We start from the raw sequence: 17,358 nt of genomic DNA, 5'->3' as shown, positions 1-17,358 counted from the left end.
AATCCGGAGGTGTTGATCCGTGCTTGAAGCAGCGGAATCCGTTCTTGACGTCGTTATCCATTACAGTGTTCTGATCCTGGAGATCATCGGTGCCCTAGTGATCCTGTTCCATGTCGTCCGTGCCATTATTGATCTGTGCACCGGTAAAGCGAAACTCTGCCGCGCCGCCATCACGGAAGGTATCACCACCGGCCTGAGCTTCCTGCTGGTCAGCGAAGTGCTCAAAACCATCATTGACCGGGACTGGACCTCCATCGGCATGACCTGCGCGATCCTGCTGATGCGTGCTTCCATCTCCCTGCTGGTTCATTGGGAAAGCAAAGCGGAAGCCGAACACGAATAATCCTGTCATGTTTTACACCGTCAGCAATACGCGTTTGCTGACGGTTTTTTCATGATTGCATTCTCTTGTAGTCCGTGGAAATAATTTCCAGTCGGTACATATTTCAGCTTCTTGCAAAATACACCATCTTGTATTACAATAAGCACAGTTCCACAACAATTGGATATAAAGGAGGATGCGTATGAAAGACATCAAGAAGTATCTGGCTGAGTTCATCGGTACCCTGGTTCTGGTTCTTTTTGCCTGCGGTGTTGCCGGGCAGATTTGTGCCACGGGTGTCTCCGGGCTGATTGGTACTGCCCTTGCCTTTGGTCTTGTCATCGTCGCCATGGCTTACTCCATTGGCAATATCTCCGGCTGCCATATTAATCCGGCAGTATCCATTGCCATGCTGATCAGCAAAAAGATCTCCGTCAAGGATTTCTGCGGCTACATCGTGGCCCAGTTCCTCGGCGCCATCGCCGGTGCCGCCATCCTTAACGCGATCGTGCAGGATCCCGGAAAGCTCGGCTGCAATGCCCTGTACAACGGCAATGCGTGGCTCAGTTTCCTGATTGAAGTGATTCTTACCTTCGTCTTTGTGATCGCGATTCTGGGTGTTACCTCCAAAGAATCCAACGGAAACATTGCCGGCCTGGTCATCGGCGGTGCCCTGGTCCTGGTTCACCTCCTCGGCATTTCCTTCACCGGCACCTCCGTCAACCCCGCCCGTACCTTTGGCCCTGCTCTGATCGCCGGCAATCTCGGCGGCATCTGGGTATTCCTTCTGGCTCCCCTGGTGGGCGGCGCGCTGGCTGCTATTTGCTATCGTTTCCTTTCTTCTGACAAATAATCCAATTCCTTTCATGGGCTGTCCCGCATAGCGGGACAGCTTTTTGTTATGGATAAAAAAAGCACCGTCCTTTCAGGCGGTACTTTATTCTCTGTATTCCTTAGGTTTCAAACAGTTTTTTCAATGTGAGTGCGGCTTGTTTGACCGCGTTCTTTTTTTCTCCCTTGCTGATCAGCTTTTCCTGTGCCTCCCGCAGGCTGCTGCCCTGTTTCATTTCTTCGATCAGCTTTGCCTCCAGCGGCCACTCGGCAGCCTCTGTTTCAGATTCAGGCAGGGAGACATTGTGCAGATCCAGCACAACACAGTATTCGCCTTTTTCGGTCTTCTCGTTCGCCTTCAGGGCTGCCAGCACCTCTTCCGGGGTTCCCCGGAGGGTTTTCTCATGCAGCTTGGTCAGATCGCAGCATACTGTAAGTCTGGCTTCAGGCAGTGTCTCCGCGATGATCTCCGTCAGTTCGGTAATCCGGAAGGGAGATTCATGCAGGATTGCCACCTTCACGCCCCGTGCAATCTCTTCCAGTCTGGCTTTGATATCTTTCTTTTCCCTCGGCAGGAAACCATAGAATGCAAATTCCCGTGCGTCATATCCGCTGATGGATACCGCCGCGATACCGGCGCAGCACCCCGGTACCGGAATCACCGGAATCCCGGCTTCCGCGCATTCCCGTACAACCTCGCAGCCCGGATCCGAAATGCAGGGGGTTCCGGCGTCCGTAACCAGTGCCGCCGTCAGGTCTTCGTCCAGGATCTTCTGGGCAAGCCCTGCCGCCTTGCTGTCCTCGCTGTGACGGTGGCAGCTGACCAGCGGGGCCTTCAGTCCGAAAACCTGGCACAGTTTCATTGTCACCCGGGTATCCTCGGCAATGATCAGGTCCGCGTTCCGCAGGGTTTCTGTTCCCCGTGGAGAAAGATCCTGCAGATTGCCGATCGGCGTCGCCACAACGTACAGTATTGCCACGCTTATGCCTCCGTCCTTCTCTTTTCCGCCACCCGGAGTTTTGCGCTGCGGGAACGCGGATTCCTTTCAATTTCTTCCTTTGAAGGTGCCACTGCGCCCCCTGCCAGCACCTTGACCACAGGTTTGCGTCCGCAGGTGCAGATCGGTGCCTTCGGCGGACAGATACAGGGGTTCTCCAGTGTCTTAAAGCAGCGCTTTACTATCCTGTCTTCCAGGGAGTGGAAGGTAATCACGCAGATTCTTCCGCCGGGTTTCAGGCAGTCTGTCAGATCCTTCAGCGCCTGCTCCAGCGGTTTCAGTTCATCGTTCACCGCAATCCGGATTGCCTGGAATGTCCTCCTGGCGGGATGGCCGTCATCTTTCCGTCGTACAGCTTTCGGAATCGCTGCATCTACCGCGTGTACAAGATCAAAGGTGGTCGCAAAAGGCTTTTCCGCCCTGTGTTCACAGATAATACGTGCTATACGGGCCGCCCATTTCTCTTCGCCGTAGTCCCGGATGACTTCCATAATTTCCCGTTCGTCTGCCGTATTCAGGAAGTCCGCGGCTGTCATTGTCTGGCGCTGATCCATGCGCATATCCAGCGGAGCATCCTCATGATAGCTGAATCCCCTTTCGGCCGTATCCAGCTGGGGACTCGATACACCCAGATCCAGCAGGGCGCCGTCCAGGGCCTCTGCTCCTGTTTCTTCCAGCAGCTTTTTTGCGTCATGGAAATTGCCGCGGATCGCGGTGAATCCCGGATAGTCCTTCAATCGTTCTGATGCGGCCAGGATCGCGTTTTCATCCCGGTCGATCCCGTACAGGCGTGCCGTTCCGCCGGAGGCCTTCAGGATCGCGCCGCTGTGGCCGCCGCCGCCCAGCGTACCGTCGCAGTATACGCCGTCCGGCTGAACGTTCATCCACTCCAGTACTTCATTTAACAGTACCGGTTCATGCTTGAACTCCATTGCGTTCATCTACCTTTCGCTTGAACCTTTGATTCAAGCAACTATTCACTCTTCACTATTCACTCTTCACTCAAAACTCTTAACTCTGAATTCTGAATTCTAAATTCTGAATTCCTTTATGGATCCAGCCCCAGTTCGCTCCTCATTGCCCCGATAAAGTACAGGCTTCCCGTTGCCAGGATCAGTCCGTCTTCACCGGCCAGCTTCCCGGCAGTTTCCAGTCCTTCCTTCAAACTGTTCGCCGCACATGCTTCCATTCCCTTCCCGCGCAGCAATTCGGCCAGTTCTTCCGCTTTCATGGCCCGGGGGCTGTCAGGCGTCACCGTCACCGCGGTATCGGTTACAGAAGCAAGTCCGCCCAGCATTTCTTCGGACAGTTTTTCCTTCAGCACGCCGGTCAGCAGCACCTTCCTTTTTCCGGAAAGATGCTCCTGTACATACCGGTTGAAGGCAGCGATTCCCTGTGCGTTATGGGCACCGTCCATGACCACGTTCCCGCACCATTCCAGCCGTCCTGGCCAGAAAGCGTTTCCGAGACCGCTGATCACAGCCTCTTCCGGCACACGGATTCCCTGCTTCTCCAGTTCCTCCAGGACGCAGAGCACCACCAGTGCATTCACCGTCTGGTGCTCACCCGGCAGGGAGATTCTCAGGTTTGTCCACACGCGGTTTCCTGTCTTATAATCCGCAATGGTATACCGTGCATTGGCTTCCCGGATCCTGATCTGCTCCTTTTCCGGAATAATCAGCGTCGCTTCTTCTTTTTCCACCCGGGCGTTCAGCACATCCTGAACTTCTTTTTCCTCCGGAGGATAACAGACTACAGGTACCCCGTATTTGATGATGCCTGCCTTTTCACCCGCGATCTCTGTCAGGGTATTGCCGAGATACTGCATATGATCCATACCGATTGCCGTAATGGCACAGACAGTCGGATTCGGTATAGCATTGGTCGGATCAAGCCGTCCGCCCATTCCCGTCTCCGATATGATCAGCTCCGCTTTTTCAGCCTGGAACGTATGAAACGCCAGGGCAGTACCCAGTTCAAATGGCGTGCAGTGATAATCCAGCTCCCTTTTAAGCTTCTCCGCCGCGTCCAGCGTTTCGTTACCATACTGTGCAAGCTGTTCCGCTGTAATCGGTTTTCCGTTCAGTCGGATCCGCTCATTGTACGTTTGCAGGAAGGGAGAGGTATACATGCCTGTCCTGTATCCTGCCGCTGTCAGCACGCTGTTCAGCATGGCGCAGACGCTTCCCTTTCCGTTTGTACCGGCCACATGGATCACCGGACAAGCCGGCCATGCCTGTAAAGTCTCAAGCAGGGCTGCGGTATTCCGCAGCCCCTGCTTGTCTCCGTCCCCCAGGGCGGAATGTATTTCGTTTACAACCTCTTCGGCAGTTCTCATAGATTCTCTTTCAGTTCCGCAATGCGGTTTTCCAGTGCGGCAGCCTTCGACTTCGCGGCTTCCAGCTTATCCTTCTCCTGCTGCACCAGCTGCGCCGGTGCCTTGGCCAGGAAGCCCTGGTTGTTCAGCATGCCGTTGGAACGGGCCATTTCCTTCTTCAGGTTTTCCAGTTCCTTGGTCAGCCGTGCAACTTCCTTCTCAAAGTCCACCAGATCACCCAGCGGGATGAAAAGCTCACCGGCCGCCACCACGGCAGACACATTCTTGCCTGTGGCGTCGCTGCGGTCGGAAATCAGTTCCACCTGCTCGGCACCGGCCAGCTTCTTGAAGTAGCCTTCGCCGCCCTTCAGGGTATCAGCCCAGCCTTCCGCCGGCAGCAGCATCAGGTGCGTCCGCTTGGACGGCGCCACGTTCATCTCGCTGCGCAGGTTGCGGATCGTGCGGATGATTTCCATCACGCCCTGCATCTTTTCTTCATCCCCGGCGAACACATACGCTTCATTGTATTCCGGCCAGCTCTGAAGCATCAGGAAGCCTTCGCTGCCGGGGAGATACTTATAAACCTGTTCAGTCAGGAAAGGCATGAAGGGATGCAGCAGCTTCAGCAGGTTCTCCAGCACGAACAGCAGCACTGCCTTCACGGTTTCCTTGCTTTCGCCTTCTTCGCCCAGCAGGCGGGACTTGCTCAGCTCAATATACCAGTCGCAGAATTCGCTCCAGGCGAAATCATAGATCTTCGTGGCAGCCAGGCCGAAGTCGCCATCTTCCATATGCGCGGAAATATCCTTCACTGCTTTCTGCAGCCGGGTCAGGATCCACTTGTCCGCAGTCTCCAGCTTCGCGGGATCAAAGGCTTTCCGCTCGTTTACGTTCATCAGTACAAAGCGGCTGGCATTCCACACCTTGTTGGCAAAGTTCCGGGCAGCCTCCACCTTATCCTTGCCGTAGCGGGTATCATTGCCGGGGCTCACGCCCATTACCAGGCTGAAGCGCAGCGCGTCGGTACCGTATTCGTCAATAACCTCCAGCGGATCTATGCCGTTGCCCAGGGATTTGGACATCTTCCTTCCCTGTTCATCCCGCACCAGGCCGTGGATCAGCACCGTCTCAAAGGGTATCTCACCCATGTTCTCGATACCGGCAACCATCATCCGGGACACCCAGAAAGTAATGATATCCCAGCCCGTCACCAGCATGCTGGTGGGATAGAAGTATTTCAGATCTTCCGTGTTGTCCGGCCATCCCAGGGTGGAGAAAGGCCACAGGGCGGAGGAGAACCAGGTATCAAGCACGTCCTCATCCTGGCGCAGCTTGCCGCCGCACTTCGGGCAGACTGTCGGATCCTCGCGGCTCACGATCTGTTCGCCGCAGTCATCGCAATACCACACCGGAATCCGGTGTCCCCACCACAGCTGACGGCTGATACACCAGTCGCGGATGTTTTCCATCCAGTTATAGTACATTTTGCTGAACCGTTCCGGCACAAACTTCGTCCGGCCTTCCCGCACAGCGGCAATAGCTGGTTCAGCCAGAGTCTTCATCTTCACGAACCACTGTTCGCTCAGCCGTGGTTCCACAGGCGTATTCCCGTGGCGGTAGCAGAAGCCCACATTATGGCTGTAGTCTTCAACCTTCACCAGCAGCCCCAGCTTCTCAAGTTCTTCAACCACGGCCTTCCGGCATTCCATGGGATCCATGCCGGCAAAGCGTCCGGCATTCTCGTTCATGGTGCCGTCGTCGTTGGTCACCGTGATAATCTCCAGGTTGTGCCGCTGGGCCACTTCAAAGTCATTCGGGTCATGGGCGGGAGTCATCTTCACCGCGCCGGTGCCGAACTCTTTTTCCACATAATCATCCGCGACCACTGGAATTTCCTTGTTCACGATGGGCAGGATCACCTTCTTGCCCACCAGGTCCGTATACCGTTCATCGGCGGGGTTCACAGCCACGCCGGTATCGCCCAGCATGGTTTCAGGCCGGGTAGTGGCCACCACAACGCCTTCGCTTCCGTCGGCGCCGGGATAACGGATATGCCACAGGTGGCTGGCCACATCCTTGTATTCCACTTCCGCGTCGCTGATGGCGCTCTGGCAGGCGGGACACCAGTTGATCATCCGGTTTCCGCGGTATATCAGTCCCTTTTCATACAGACGGACAAACACCTCGCGCACCGCGCGGCTGCAGCCCTCATCCATGGTGAAGCGTTCCCGGCTCCAGTCGCAGCTGATACCCATCTTCCGCTGCTGGTGTACAATGCGTCCGCCGTATTCTTTCTTCCAGTTCCAGGCGCGTTCCAGGAAAGCTTCCCGGCCGATCCCCTCTTTGGTCAGGCCTTCTTTCCGCATGGCTTCCACAATCCTGACCTCTGTCGCGATGGCAGCATGGTCAGTACCGGGCAGCCATAGGGTGGGATCACCCTTCATCCGGTGATAGCGGATCGGGGCATCCTGCATGATGCAGTCCATGGCATGGCCCATATGCAGCTGGCCCGTAATATTGGGCGGAGGCATAACGATGGTGAATGGTTTCTTTCCCTCAACCCTGTGCGCGGTAAACGCGCCGGATTCTTCCCAGGCTTTATAGATGTCAGCTTCGATCTCCTGTGGATTGAACCGTGTCGCCATATCGGCGCCGCTCATTTTCTTCTCCATGGTAATCCTCCCTCATTCCCGTAAATAGAAGAAACAGCCCCGACCCTGATGGGCGGAGCTGCGATTCTTTAATCCTTGGCCAAAAATGCAGTCGACAATCAGGCGTTCTTCTCTTCGTCCTTATTGACGACGACCTGGACGCCGTTATAATAACCGCAATTCTTGCACACGCGATGAGACAGTTTCATCTGACCGCACTGCGGGCACTTGCCGATTCCCGGCAGTGTGAGCTTCCAGTTAGCGCGGCGGCTGTGCTTGCGAGCCTTAGAGATTTTCCCCTTCGGAAGAGCCATGATTCACACCTCCTCATTGTCTTGAAGCAATTGCTGCAGTCCTGCGAACGGATATTGAACGCCCGGTTCGGAAGGAACTGCTTCCGGGTCCCTGTATTCAAAGCCCGGACAATCCTCTCTGCAGAGAAAGCGGATCGGCAGAGCCATGACGGCGTATGACATAACCAGCTTGTCCAGCAGGATCTCATGCCCTTCATAGGCAAAGATCTCGTTATCCTCCTGATCGCCGTTCCTGTGGAACACCTCGTCGAATTCGTTTTCGACTTCGGCCTGTGCGTCCTCAAGACAATTGGCGCAGTGAGCGTGGGCAATGGTCTTCAGCTTGCCTCTCACCGAGATGTTTCCGTCTTCATCTGACAGGAACACGCCTTCCACGGCGCAGTCGTCAATCCTGACGGTGTCACCGCTGATCTCCTGATCCGCAATGGCCTGCAGACCCGAGAAAAGGTATTCCTGTCCGGGATGGGATAAAGCATTCGATACGTCAAGCTTCATGTCCTCACCTCAAAAGTGACCATTTGGTATTATAATTCGATGCAAATCGTTTGTCAACAAAGAATTTGCGCCGATTTTTCTCCGGTTTCACCCGGCGTTTTTACCGGGTAAAACCGGAGATAAAGTAACTACTAATTATGCATTATGCATTAATTAATTGTCTCTGACCTTTCCGGTGGTGACCAGGTCCAGTGTATCCCGGGCAATCATGATTTCCTCATTTGTGGGAATCACGCAGACCGTCACTTTGCTGTCATCTGCGGAGATCACCGCTTCCTTACGGGTCTTGTTCTTCTCGGTATCGATCTTGGCACCCATGAATTCAAGGCCGTCGATCACCTGGGCACGAAGGTCAGCGTTATTTTCACCGATACCGGCGGTGAACACGATGATGTCCACACCGCCCATGGCGGCCGCATAGGAACCGATGTACTTCTTGATGCCGTAGATCAGCATGTCCTGAGCCAGTTTTGCGTTCGGATCGCCCTTGCTTGCCAGGTCGTCAATATCCCGGCAGTCGCTGCTCTTGCCGCTGATGCCCAGCAGGCCGCTCTTCTTGTTCATCATGGTCAGCACTTCATCCACGCTGATCGAATGGCCCACGGGAGTACCGTCATCGTTCAGGGGATTGTTGGCGATAAACTGCACAACCGCGGGATCGCAGCTGCCGCAGCGGGTGCCCATCAGAAGGCCTTCCAGGGGCGTCAGGCCCATGGAAGTATCCTGGCACTTGCCGTCCATCACGGCGCTCAGGCTGGAACCGTTGCCCAGGTGGCAGATGATGATCTTTTTGCCGATGGGGCTGATGCCCAGGAATTCGCAGACGCGGCGGCTCACATAGCGATGGCTGGTGCCATGGAAGCCGTAACGGCGTACATGCAGTTTTTCTTCATACATTTTCGGCACGCCGTACATATAAGCCTTGGGCGGCATGGTCTGATGGAAAGCGGTATCGAACACCGCCACCTGGGGAGTGCCCTTCATGACCTTTTCGCAGGCTTCAATACCCATCAGGTTGGCAGGATTGTGCAGCGGTCCCAGGGGGAAGCAGTCACGGATCGCCTGTTTCGCGGCGTCGTTCACAATAACAGAGGCCGTGAACGCGCTGCCGCCGTGCAGCACCCGATGACCGACAGCACCGATTTCATCAGTGCTCTTGATCACGCCGAACTCCGGATCCTGCAGGATCTTGAGCATCAACTGAGCAGCAGCTTCATGATCCGGGATCTCCTGTGCGATCTCAGTCTTTTTGTCACCGGCGCTGTGCTTCAGCTTGCTGCCCTCAATGCCGATACGTTCGACCAGGCCCTTGGCCAGCTCCTTCTCGCCGTCCATGTCGATCAGCTGATACTTCAGGGAAGAAGAACCTGCGTTCACAACCAGAATTTTCATACTTGTTTCCAGCTCCTTTGATTAATTCAGAATCACACTTTATTATACTCCCGATTTGCTTGAAAAGAAAGTCCTAAAATGCTACTATGCAATGTATACGGGATGTAAATGGAATCAATCATTCTTCATCCTTCATTCTTCATTTTTCATTCCGGGAGAAAGGTTGGTGTTCGCATGAAGATCCTCGGCGTCGTTGCGGAGTATGATCCTTTTCACAGCGGGCACCTGTATCATATGACGGAAGCCGTCAGGCACGTCTCGCCTGATCTGGTTTTTGTTGTCCTCTCCCCCTGCTTTAAGCAGCGCGGGGAGTTTTCCCTGCTCTCCCCGCTGGATCGTGCCCGCCTGGCGCTGGAAGCCGGAGCGGATGCTGTCTTCTCCCTTCCTGTTCTCTGGACAGTTCGGGATGCGGAACACTATGCACTGGGGGCTGTTTCCCTGCTTGCCGGGCTTGGAGTTACGGACCTGGCTTTCGGTGCTGAAACAGCGGATGAATCCCTGCTTTTCCGTGCCGCCGGTCTGCTGGAAAATCCTTCGCCCGCATTCAGTGCTCTCCTGAAGGAAAAGCTTTCCTCAGGTGTGGGTTATCCCGCAGCCCTCTCCGGCGCCTTTTCTTCTGTGCTGCCGGAGGCCGAAGGCCTGCTGGACCGGCCGAACAATATCCTGGCTGTCTGTTATCTCCGGGCAATGCTGCGTCTGAATCTGTCGCTGCGTCCTGTCATCATCCCGCGTACAGGCAGTTATCATGCTGCTGGAATCGATCCCGTTTCCCCTTCTGCGTCCGCCATTCGGGACAGTCTGCTGCGTGGCAGCTACACCGCTGCATTTGAAGCTGTTCCCTCATATACTGCAGACCTGCTGCGCCGCCGTTTTCTGGAAGGCCGTGTTCCTGACGAACGCATTCTGGATGCTATGCTGCTTTCCCGCCTTCGTTCCATGTCAGAGGAGGAATACAGCCTCCTTCCGGATCTCTCTGAGGGAATGGAAAATGCAGTGCGTTCAGCCGCCGCGGTTTCCCGCACCCGGGAAGAACTGATCACGGCCTTGTCCGGCAGGCGTTATCCGGCAGCCCGCATCAGCCGCCTGTGCGCCTCTGTCCTGCTGGGCATTACGAAGAACGATACCGAAAACACGCCTCTTCCGGATCACGCATTGCTTCTTGGCTTACGGAAACGTCCGGAAATGACAGCCCTTTGGAAATCCCTTCCCGTTCCGGTAATCACTTCCTTTACCGAATGGAAGAAAGCTGCCTCTCCTTCAGATCTGGCAGCCTGGCGTCTCTGGGCCCAGTGTTCCGGTCTTCCTGACACCCTCCCCTTCACCGAAAAGCTGATTTCCATATAAAAACGAGGACCTTCCGGCCCTCGTTTAGTTTTGTCTGTTTCTTTCACATCTGTCTTTAGACAGATATTTCACATTGAGCCTTCAGGCTCAATATTTCATGTTCGCATCGCGAACATTTCACATCCGCCATATGGCGGATATTTCATTGTTTTGTCGAAGACAAAATTGTTCTGGCCACATGCACTCCGCTTGCGCTGGCATGTGACAGGCTGTGCGTTACTCCGCTGCCATCGCCGATCACATACAGGCCGGGATAGGCCGTTTCGAGGTTTTCGTCCAGCTGCACTTCCATATTGTAGAACTTGACCTCAACACCATAGAGCAGCGTATCGTCATTGGCAGTGCCGGGTGCGATCTTGTCCAGGGCATAAATCATCTCGATAATGCCATCCAGGATGCGTTTCGGGATCACCAGGCTCAGGTCACCCGGTGTCGCGGCCAGTGTCGGCGTCACGAAAGAATCGGCAATACGCCCCGGGGTGCTTCTCCGTCCCCGGACCAGGTCGCCAAAGCGCTGCACAATCACACCGCCACCCAGCATATTGCTCAGCCTGGCGATGGATTCGCCATATCCGTTGGAATCCTTGAATGGCTCAGAAAAATGCTTGCTGACCAGAAGTGCAAAATTTGTATTTTCCGTATGTTTTGCCGGATCTTCATAGCTGTGTCCGTTCACCGTCACGATACCGTTGGTATTTTCACTGACCACCGCGCCATGGGGATTCATACAGAAGGTCCGGACCAGGTCTTCAAACTTTTCTGTCCGGTAGACAATCTTGCTCTCGTAGAGTTCATCTGTCAGGTGGCTGAAAACCTGGGCAGGCAGTTCCACCCGTACGCCGATGTCCACGCGGTTACTCTTGGTGGGAATTCCCATTTCCCGGCATACGCCTTCCATCCATTTGCTGCCGCTGCGCCCGACGGAAATAACGCAATGGGACGCTGTATAGCTTTTCCCGTCCTCCATCGTGACTGTGTAGTTTTCACCTTCCCGCTTCACGGAAGCCACAGGCGCCTCAAAGAAGAAATCCACCTTATCCTTCAGGTCATTATACAGGTTATCCAGCACCACATAGTTGATATCCGTTCCCAGATGGCGCACCTGTGCATCCAGCAGGTGCAGCCCGTTCTGCAGGCAGGTTTTGCGGATAGTTGTATTGGCGGTGGAGTATAGTTTGGTTCCTTCTCCGCCGTATTTCAGGTTAATCTCATCCACATAGCGCATCAGTTCCAGCGCGCGTTTCTTGCCCACATGTTCATGCAGGCTGCCGCCGAAGTCGTTTGTAATGTTGTATTTTCCGTCAGAAAAAGCGCCTGCGCCGCCAAATCCACTCATAATGGAGCAAGTCTTGCAACGGATGCAGGACTTAACCTTGTCTCCGTCAATGGGGCATTTGCGTCTGTCCAGTTTCCTGCCCAGCTCAAACACAGCCACCTTCATAGGCTTCGCTGCTTTTTCGGTCAGCTCATAAGCTGTAAAAATGCCTCCGGGGCCTGCCCCGATAATCAGCACGTCATAATCCGTCATCATTTCCAAGTCTTTCTATGCTTTAGTCCGGTGGAACGGATTCTCGTCCGGTCCCGGCTTATAAATTATACCATTGACCATTTAAAAAGAAAAGCAAATCCGCGCAGGTTCCGGAGCATTCCGGATATGTCTCATTCTTTTCAGAATTGTTTCATCTTTTTGTCAAATTTACGAATTTCCTCTTTCTTCTTTTTCATTACTGTATTATAATTAAAGTTGAATCTTCAGTTATCCCAAAGGAGTGTATTCATCCATGCGGAAACTATTTGCACTGATTATGGTATTGCTGCTTCTCCCTCTCCCTCTGGTTGCAGCAGAAGAATCAGCCGACCTTGCTGTTCCGACTCCTACACTGACACCCGAAGAGTGGGGAAAGAAGAAATTACCCCATGAGCGTCAGCCGGAGCATATCGAAGTAGTTCCCATGGAAGAACTGCCCCCTGTTGTCGAAGGGCAGCATCACTATCTTCTTCTGTGTATCGACCAGTGGAAGAGAGATCCCCGTCCGGACAACTCAAAGCCGCCGACCCTGAACGGCCAGCGTCGTGATATGTACGGAAATACAGACGGTATTATGCTGGTCACCCTGGATACGCGTGCTCACCGTATTATGCTTACCTCCATCATCCGGGATGCGATCATTCGAAAAATCGACTCCACGGAAAAAGAAGAAAAGCATGGCCGTATCAATTACGTCTACAATGATATGGGACCTGAAGCGCTTTGCCAGACAATCAGCCAGCATCTGGGCGTAAGAGTCGAAAAGTATATTATGTTCACGTGGAGGCAGCTGGCCAATATCATCGACTATTTGGGCGGCGTACAGATTACCCTGAACACGCAGAGCGAGATCAGGAAGCTGCAGGGCGTAATCTGGGAAGGCACTGTGTTTGATCCGAATGGAAATGACCTGTACAACAGCGGCAAGCATCCGACAGGGGTATATACTTTCAAAAACCCCGAGGGCAAGGTCATTGATTATCACTCTGATAAGATCGACAAAAAAACTGCCGGAGTTTCCGCAGTTGTCTACATGCGGATCCGGAAGGACAGTTCCGAAGGTGATCTGATGCGCACTCAGCGTGCCCGGAATGTAATACAGGCTTTGTCTAAAAAATGCAAAGCAATGAGCTGGGATGAAGCACAGGGACTGGCCAACAATCTTCTTGAAAACAACAACAAGACCAATATGAACCTGAACGAGATCATCGAAGCTGCCAAGTACGCTTACGAACTTCGTGAATGTACCATCGAAGAGATGCGGATCCCCCATGAGGATATAGCCCGTCGTCCGATCCTGTTCTGTGAGATGCTGGCGCAGGAAATCAACTGGCCGTATTGTCGGGAAGCTTTCCAGGAATATCTGCAGAACAGCTTCCTTGTCGCGGATGATGAGGACGATGATGACTTTTAATCTTTAGGAGAATGCCATGAAATGTCCTGAATGCGGTCAATGGAACCGCGCATCCATGCCTCACTGTATAAAATGCGGCGCGCCGCTGAATATTGACGGAGCCTCAAAATTACAGTGGAAGAATACGCTGAAGGACAGCGGTCCTTCCACGGCGTATTTGCGTGCCGATGAATTCGGTCAGGTGGATTCCACCCCTGATGCCCGTGATCAGCTTGCCGGTGAAATGCAGGAACTGAAAAAGCGCAAGCATGAAGGTGCCGAGCGTCAGCGCCGTCTGAGCAAAAAAACAGCTTCACGTCCGGAACCCGAAGTCATTGTCACGGATGATTCATCAGAATATACCCGTCGGGTGCGACGGGTTGAAGAACCTGTGACTGCAATCCGGGTGCAGCCTGTTTCCCGCAATGAAAAAGCCCGCCGTGAACAGTCTGAAATCTGGAATCGTGTCCGTTTTATGGACGAAAACGGGGCTTTTGTGGAAAGCCACACCTACGATCCCGTTCCTGCCGGCGGATATGGCTACAGCCAGGGAACCGGTTCCTGGCACCTGGCCGGACCACTGAGTAAAAACATAGCCCCTGCTCCGGAAAAGAAAAAGGGAATCCTGAAAATACTGCTTATGCTGCTGGTTGTCGCCCTGTTGGGCGCAGGCGGATACTTCGGATACCGCTACCTGGCCAGTCAGGATCGGCCCGATTACAACAAAGATGCTATCATCACCGCATCGTTGCTTGATGACCTGCCCGCCCACACAATTCTGATCCCGGGCGAGGAAGGCACTACCATCTATGTCCGTGAGCTGCACGCCAGCTATGTTGTCATGGATGGCTTTGCAACCATCGTGGTGGCGGATCATACCTGGTATGACAACCTGGAAGGTGCCCTTGAGGAGACCATGGACGTCACCATGACGCCTTTCCTGAAAACAGCCTCCGGCAAGCAGACGCCGCTGCCGCTGATCACCTACCCGATCACCATTCCCATCAGTCCGATTTCCCTGGAATCACCGGAAGGTCTGTACAAAGAAGTCTCCACTACTATGTACTCTATTAAGTTCACTGTCCGGCCCGATTCCCGCATCACAATCAATGATCAGGATTACTCGGATATCGTCAATGATGAAACCGGTGAAGTGGTATACAATGCCACGGTACAGCCCATCGGCATCAATCCTTATGTCATTAAAGTCCGTTCCCGTTACTGCCGTGAAAACACAATCAATGTAACCCTTTACCGTGAAAAGCAGGAAATCCCGCTTGACCTGGCCGTCGGCACCATCGGCAGCACGGACAAAAATGTGATGAGGGTAACCGCAACCACTTTGCCCGGCTCCGAGGTTCATATCCTTTCAGATTATTCTGACTTCGATATTACTGAGCTGGACACCACCGGAAAATTCTCCTTCATTGCCATTTTTAAAGAAGTAGGCGAAAACACCATCACCATCACCTCTTCACGGGAAGGTATGAGAACCTCTGTTGTCAACCACAAGGTGTATTATGTTCCCCGGCCGGAGGAATATACTCCGAAAGCCTGGTCACTCTCTCCTGAAGGTTATTCCGAACTGCTCAACAACATCAAGGTCCGTGCTGACAAGCACCAGATCTATGTGGTCATGGGAACTGTCAAGGATATCATCAATGAGAAACCGCTGCGGGTCGTGATTAACACCAGTGAGGATGGAAAGTCCCAGCCTGTGGTTGTTGAATGTCCGGAACAGTCCAAGTTCCATTGGGAGAAAGGAAAATATTACCGGATTTTCGCGGATGTTTCCGGTGTTTATGACAACATGCCTGTACTGATCGCCCGTTACAGCTATATTAAATAAGACAGGAGCTGTTCTGATGAAGCGTTTTCTTTCGTTACTGCTGATCCTTGTCCTGTCAGCGTTCCCCGTTCTGGCAGATCCGCTTCCCATGCTGGATGATTATGCAGAAGATATTGTTATTCCTTATGATGAGTCAGATCCTTCTGCGGGCATTTTCTCCTACAGCTACCGTTATCCCCATGTGGATGAAAACGCAGAAGGCGGCATGGGGATCAATGTATTCTTCTCTGAACTGCTGGACTACGAGAATGAGTTTATTGTCCCCATGATCCAGGACGCCTATGTGGGCAGCGATACTTCAACAAAGATTGATTATACGGTCACCTGTAACAATGATGACTATTTCTCCGTGCTGATTCGTACAGAAAAAAATATTCCGGATCATTCACAGGTTACGTGGAAAGGGCACGTCTTTTCCAGGAAAAACGGTATAAACGGATCCACCTATTCACTGCCTATGCTGCTCGGGATCCTTTCCCCTGCTGAAAACGATGAATGGCTTCAGGAGTACCAGACAGAGAAAGCAGAAACGCTGGTACGGCAGATGGTCTGGAGCATAATCGAAGAGAATGATGACATCATTGACAGCAGCAACCTGTCAGAAGAAGATCTGGAATCATTCTTCTTCCCTTCTGAAGATTTCTATCTGGATGAAAACGGCGATCCTGTTTTCTATCTGCAGCCTTATGATATTCTGGACGAGGTACCGGAAGGAACAGATCTTATTACCTTCCCCATTGCCCTGGACGACATTCTGGATGAACTGTAATCAGTACAGAAAAAGTCCATTCATTTTTGGTCTGCCGGGCGTATAATATCTCCAATCATTTTATGGGAAAGAAGGAACTGACATGCTGGACATCAAAGTAACGCTTTCACAGAATCTCAAACAGAAACCCGCGGACGAGTCTGCCCTCGGTTTCGGCCGGATTTTTACCGACCATATGTTCCTCATGGACTATGAACAGGGTGTCGGCTGGAACAACGCCCGCATCGTACCCTACGCTGATTTTGCGCTGGATCCTGCCGCCATGGTTCTCCATTACGGCCAGGCCATTTTTGAAGGAACCAAATGCTATCGTCGTGCTGACGGCGGCCTGCAGCTCTTCCGTCCCCAGGCCAACCTCGCCCGCATGACCCGCAGCGCAGAGCGCATGGGCATGCCCGCTCTGGATGAGGAAACTGCCCTGGAAGGCCTGAAGCAGCTGGTTCGTATTGAGGAAGCCTGGGTTCCGCACCTGGACGGCACTTCCCTCTACATTCGCCCCACCATGATCTCCATGGATGTCGGCCTGGGTGTGCATGCTTCCAAAAAGTATCTGTTCTATATCATCCTCAGCCCCGTGGGTGCCTACTATAAAGAAGGCCTGAAGCCCGTCAGTATCTATGTTGAAGATGCATACGTGCGTGCGGTTCGCGGCGGCGTTGGCTTTACCAAGTGCGCCGGTAACTACGCAGCCTCCATTCTCGCCGGTGACGTTGCCGAGAAGAAGGGTTTCTCCCAGGTGCTGTGGCTGGATGGTGTGGAGCAGAAGTACGTTGAGGAAGTCGGCTCCATGAACATGATGTTTGCCTATGGCAACAAGATTGTTACCCCCAAGCTGAACGGTTCCATTCTCCCCGGTATCACCCGCGACAGCGTGCTGACGCTTGCCCGCTCCATGGGTTATGAAGCCGAGGAAGAGCGTCTGGATATCAATGAAATCTTCGCGGACGCAAAGTCCGGCAAGCTGACCGAAGCCTTCGGCACCGGTACAGCCGCGGTCATCAGCCCCGTCGGCACCCTGGCCATGAAGGATGAAAAGATCACCATCGGTGATGGCGGAATCGGCAAGGTCGCCCAGAGCCTGTATGATACACTCACCGGGATTCAGTACGGGCGTCTGGAAGACAAATTCGGCTGGATCATCAAACTGTAATTTGA

At 53.4% G+C, this 17,358-nt stretch carries 15 protein-coding genes; 7 read left to right on the top strand and 8 right to left on the bottom strand.

From position 1 onward, the window contains the following. Positions 1–19: 19 nt before the first annotated feature. Both JYE49_RS03550 and JYE49_RS03545 read left to right on the top strand, forming a co-directional pair. Positions 20–343 (top strand): DUF1622 domain-containing protein, encoded by a 324-nt coding sequence (locus tag JYE49_RS03550; RefSeq protein ID WP_093956096.1) that lies wholly within the window; start codon positions 20–22, stop codon positions 341–343. A 181-nt stretch (positions 344–524) separates the two neighbouring features. Beyond that, complete coding sequence (locus JYE49_RS03545; RefSeq protein WP_283399293.1) at positions 525–1,175, top strand: MIP/aquaporin family protein; 651 nt, start codon at positions 525–527, stop codon at positions 1,173–1,175. Positions 1,176–1,275: 100 nt separating this feature from the next. Here JYE49_RS03545 and rsmI read toward each other — a convergent pair whose 3' ends face one another. The 7 genes from rsmI to JYE49_RS03510 form a co-directional block, all read right to left on the bottom strand. Further along, positions 1,276–2,133: a 16S rRNA (cytidine(1402)-2'-O)-methyltransferase gene (rsmI, locus tag JYE49_RS03540; RefSeq protein ID WP_179217194.1), complete on the bottom strand. Its 858-nt coding sequence runs from the start codon at positions 2,131–2,133 to the stop codon at positions 1,276–1,278. A gap of 2 nt (positions 2,134–2,135) precedes the next feature. Continuing rightward, a complete protein-coding gene (rsmH, locus tag JYE49_RS03535; RefSeq protein WP_093956094.1) occupies positions 2,136–3,083 on the bottom strand; it encodes a 16S rRNA (cytosine(1402)-N(4))-methyltransferase RsmH in 948 nt (315 codons plus the stop codon). A gap of 116 nt (positions 3,084–3,199) precedes the next feature. After that, positions 3,200–4,489 (bottom strand): bifunctional folylpolyglutamate synthase/dihydrofolate synthase, encoded by a 1,290-nt coding sequence (locus JYE49_RS03530; protein WP_093956093.1) that lies wholly within the window; start codon positions 4,487–4,489, stop codon positions 3,200–3,202. Continuing rightward, positions 4,486–7,140: a valine--tRNA ligase gene (locus tag JYE49_RS03525; protein ID WP_283399292.1), complete on the bottom strand. Its 2,655-nt coding sequence runs from the start codon at positions 7,138–7,140 to the stop codon at positions 4,486–4,488. Before JYE49_RS03525 ends, JYE49_RS03530 begins: the two co-directional genes overlap by 4 nt. A 98-nt stretch (positions 7,141–7,238) precedes the next feature. Then, positions 7,239–7,433, bottom strand: coding sequence for a 50S ribosomal protein L32 (gene rpmF / locus JYE49_RS03520; protein WP_084094260.1), 195 nt, complete (start codon positions 7,431–7,433; stop codon positions 7,239–7,241). 3 nt (positions 7,434–7,436) lie between these two features. Then, a complete protein-coding gene (locus JYE49_RS03515) occupies positions 7,437–7,928 on the bottom strand; it encodes a YceD family protein (RefSeq protein WP_093956092.1) in 492 nt (163 codons plus the stop codon). Positions 7,929–8,081: 153 nt separating this feature from the next. Then, positions 8,082–9,320, bottom strand: coding sequence for an acetate/propionate family kinase (locus JYE49_RS03510; protein WP_093956091.1), 1,239 nt, complete (start codon positions 9,318–9,320; stop codon positions 8,082–8,084). A gap of 174 nt (positions 9,321–9,494) precedes the next feature. Here JYE49_RS03510 and JYE49_RS03505 point away from each other — a divergent pair, with 174 nt between their 5' ends. After that, positions 9,495–10,664, top strand: a complete 1,170-nt coding sequence (locus tag JYE49_RS03505) for a tRNA(Met) cytidine acetate ligase (protein ID WP_179217193.1) — start codon at positions 9,495–9,497, stop codon at positions 10,662–10,664. Positions 10,665–10,806: 142 nt separating this feature from the next. Here JYE49_RS03505 and JYE49_RS03500 read toward each other — a convergent pair whose 3' ends face one another. Next, complete coding sequence (locus JYE49_RS03500; protein WP_093956475.1) at positions 10,807–12,192, bottom strand: NAD(P)/FAD-dependent oxidoreductase; 1,386 nt, start codon at positions 12,190–12,192, stop codon at positions 10,807–10,809. Positions 12,193–12,445: 253 nt separating this feature from the next. Between JYE49_RS03500 and JYE49_RS03495 the strand changes: the two genes are divergently transcribed. The 4 genes from JYE49_RS03495 (at position 12,446) to JYE49_RS03480 (ending at position 17,353) form a co-directional block, all read left to right on the top strand. After that, positions 12,446–13,606 carry an LCP family protein gene (locus tag JYE49_RS03495; protein WP_093956089.1) on the top strand — a complete coding sequence of 387 codons (1,161 nt, stop codon included), beginning with the start codon at positions 12,446–12,448 and terminating at the stop codon, positions 13,604–13,606. 16 nt (positions 13,607–13,622) lie between these two features. Further along, entirely contained in the window at positions 13,623–15,434 is a 1,812-nt protein-coding gene (locus JYE49_RS03490; protein ID WP_093956088.1) for a zinc ribbon domain-containing protein, read from the top strand. 16 nt (positions 15,435–15,450) lie between these two features. Then, positions 15,451–16,203 (top strand): hypothetical protein, encoded by a 753-nt coding sequence (locus JYE49_RS03485; protein ID WP_093956087.1) that lies wholly within the window; start codon positions 15,451–15,453, stop codon positions 16,201–16,203. 82 nt (positions 16,204–16,285) lie between these two features. Continuing rightward, positions 16,286–17,353 carry a branched-chain amino acid aminotransferase gene (locus JYE49_RS03480; RefSeq protein WP_179217191.1) on the top strand — a complete coding sequence of 356 codons (1,068 nt, stop codon included), beginning with the start codon at positions 16,286–16,288 and terminating at the stop codon, positions 17,351–17,353. Positions 17,354–17,358: the final 5 nt, after the last annotated feature.

The organism is Aristaeella hokkaidonensis (genome assembly GCF_018128945.1).
In the GTDB taxonomy this organism is placed as follows: Bacteria; Bacillota; Clostridia; order Christensenellales; family Aristaeellaceae; genus Aristaeella; species Aristaeella hokkaidonensis.
The sequence above is the reverse complement of the archived record's forward strand: the minus strand, read 5'-3'. Positions and strand labels throughout refer to the sequence as shown.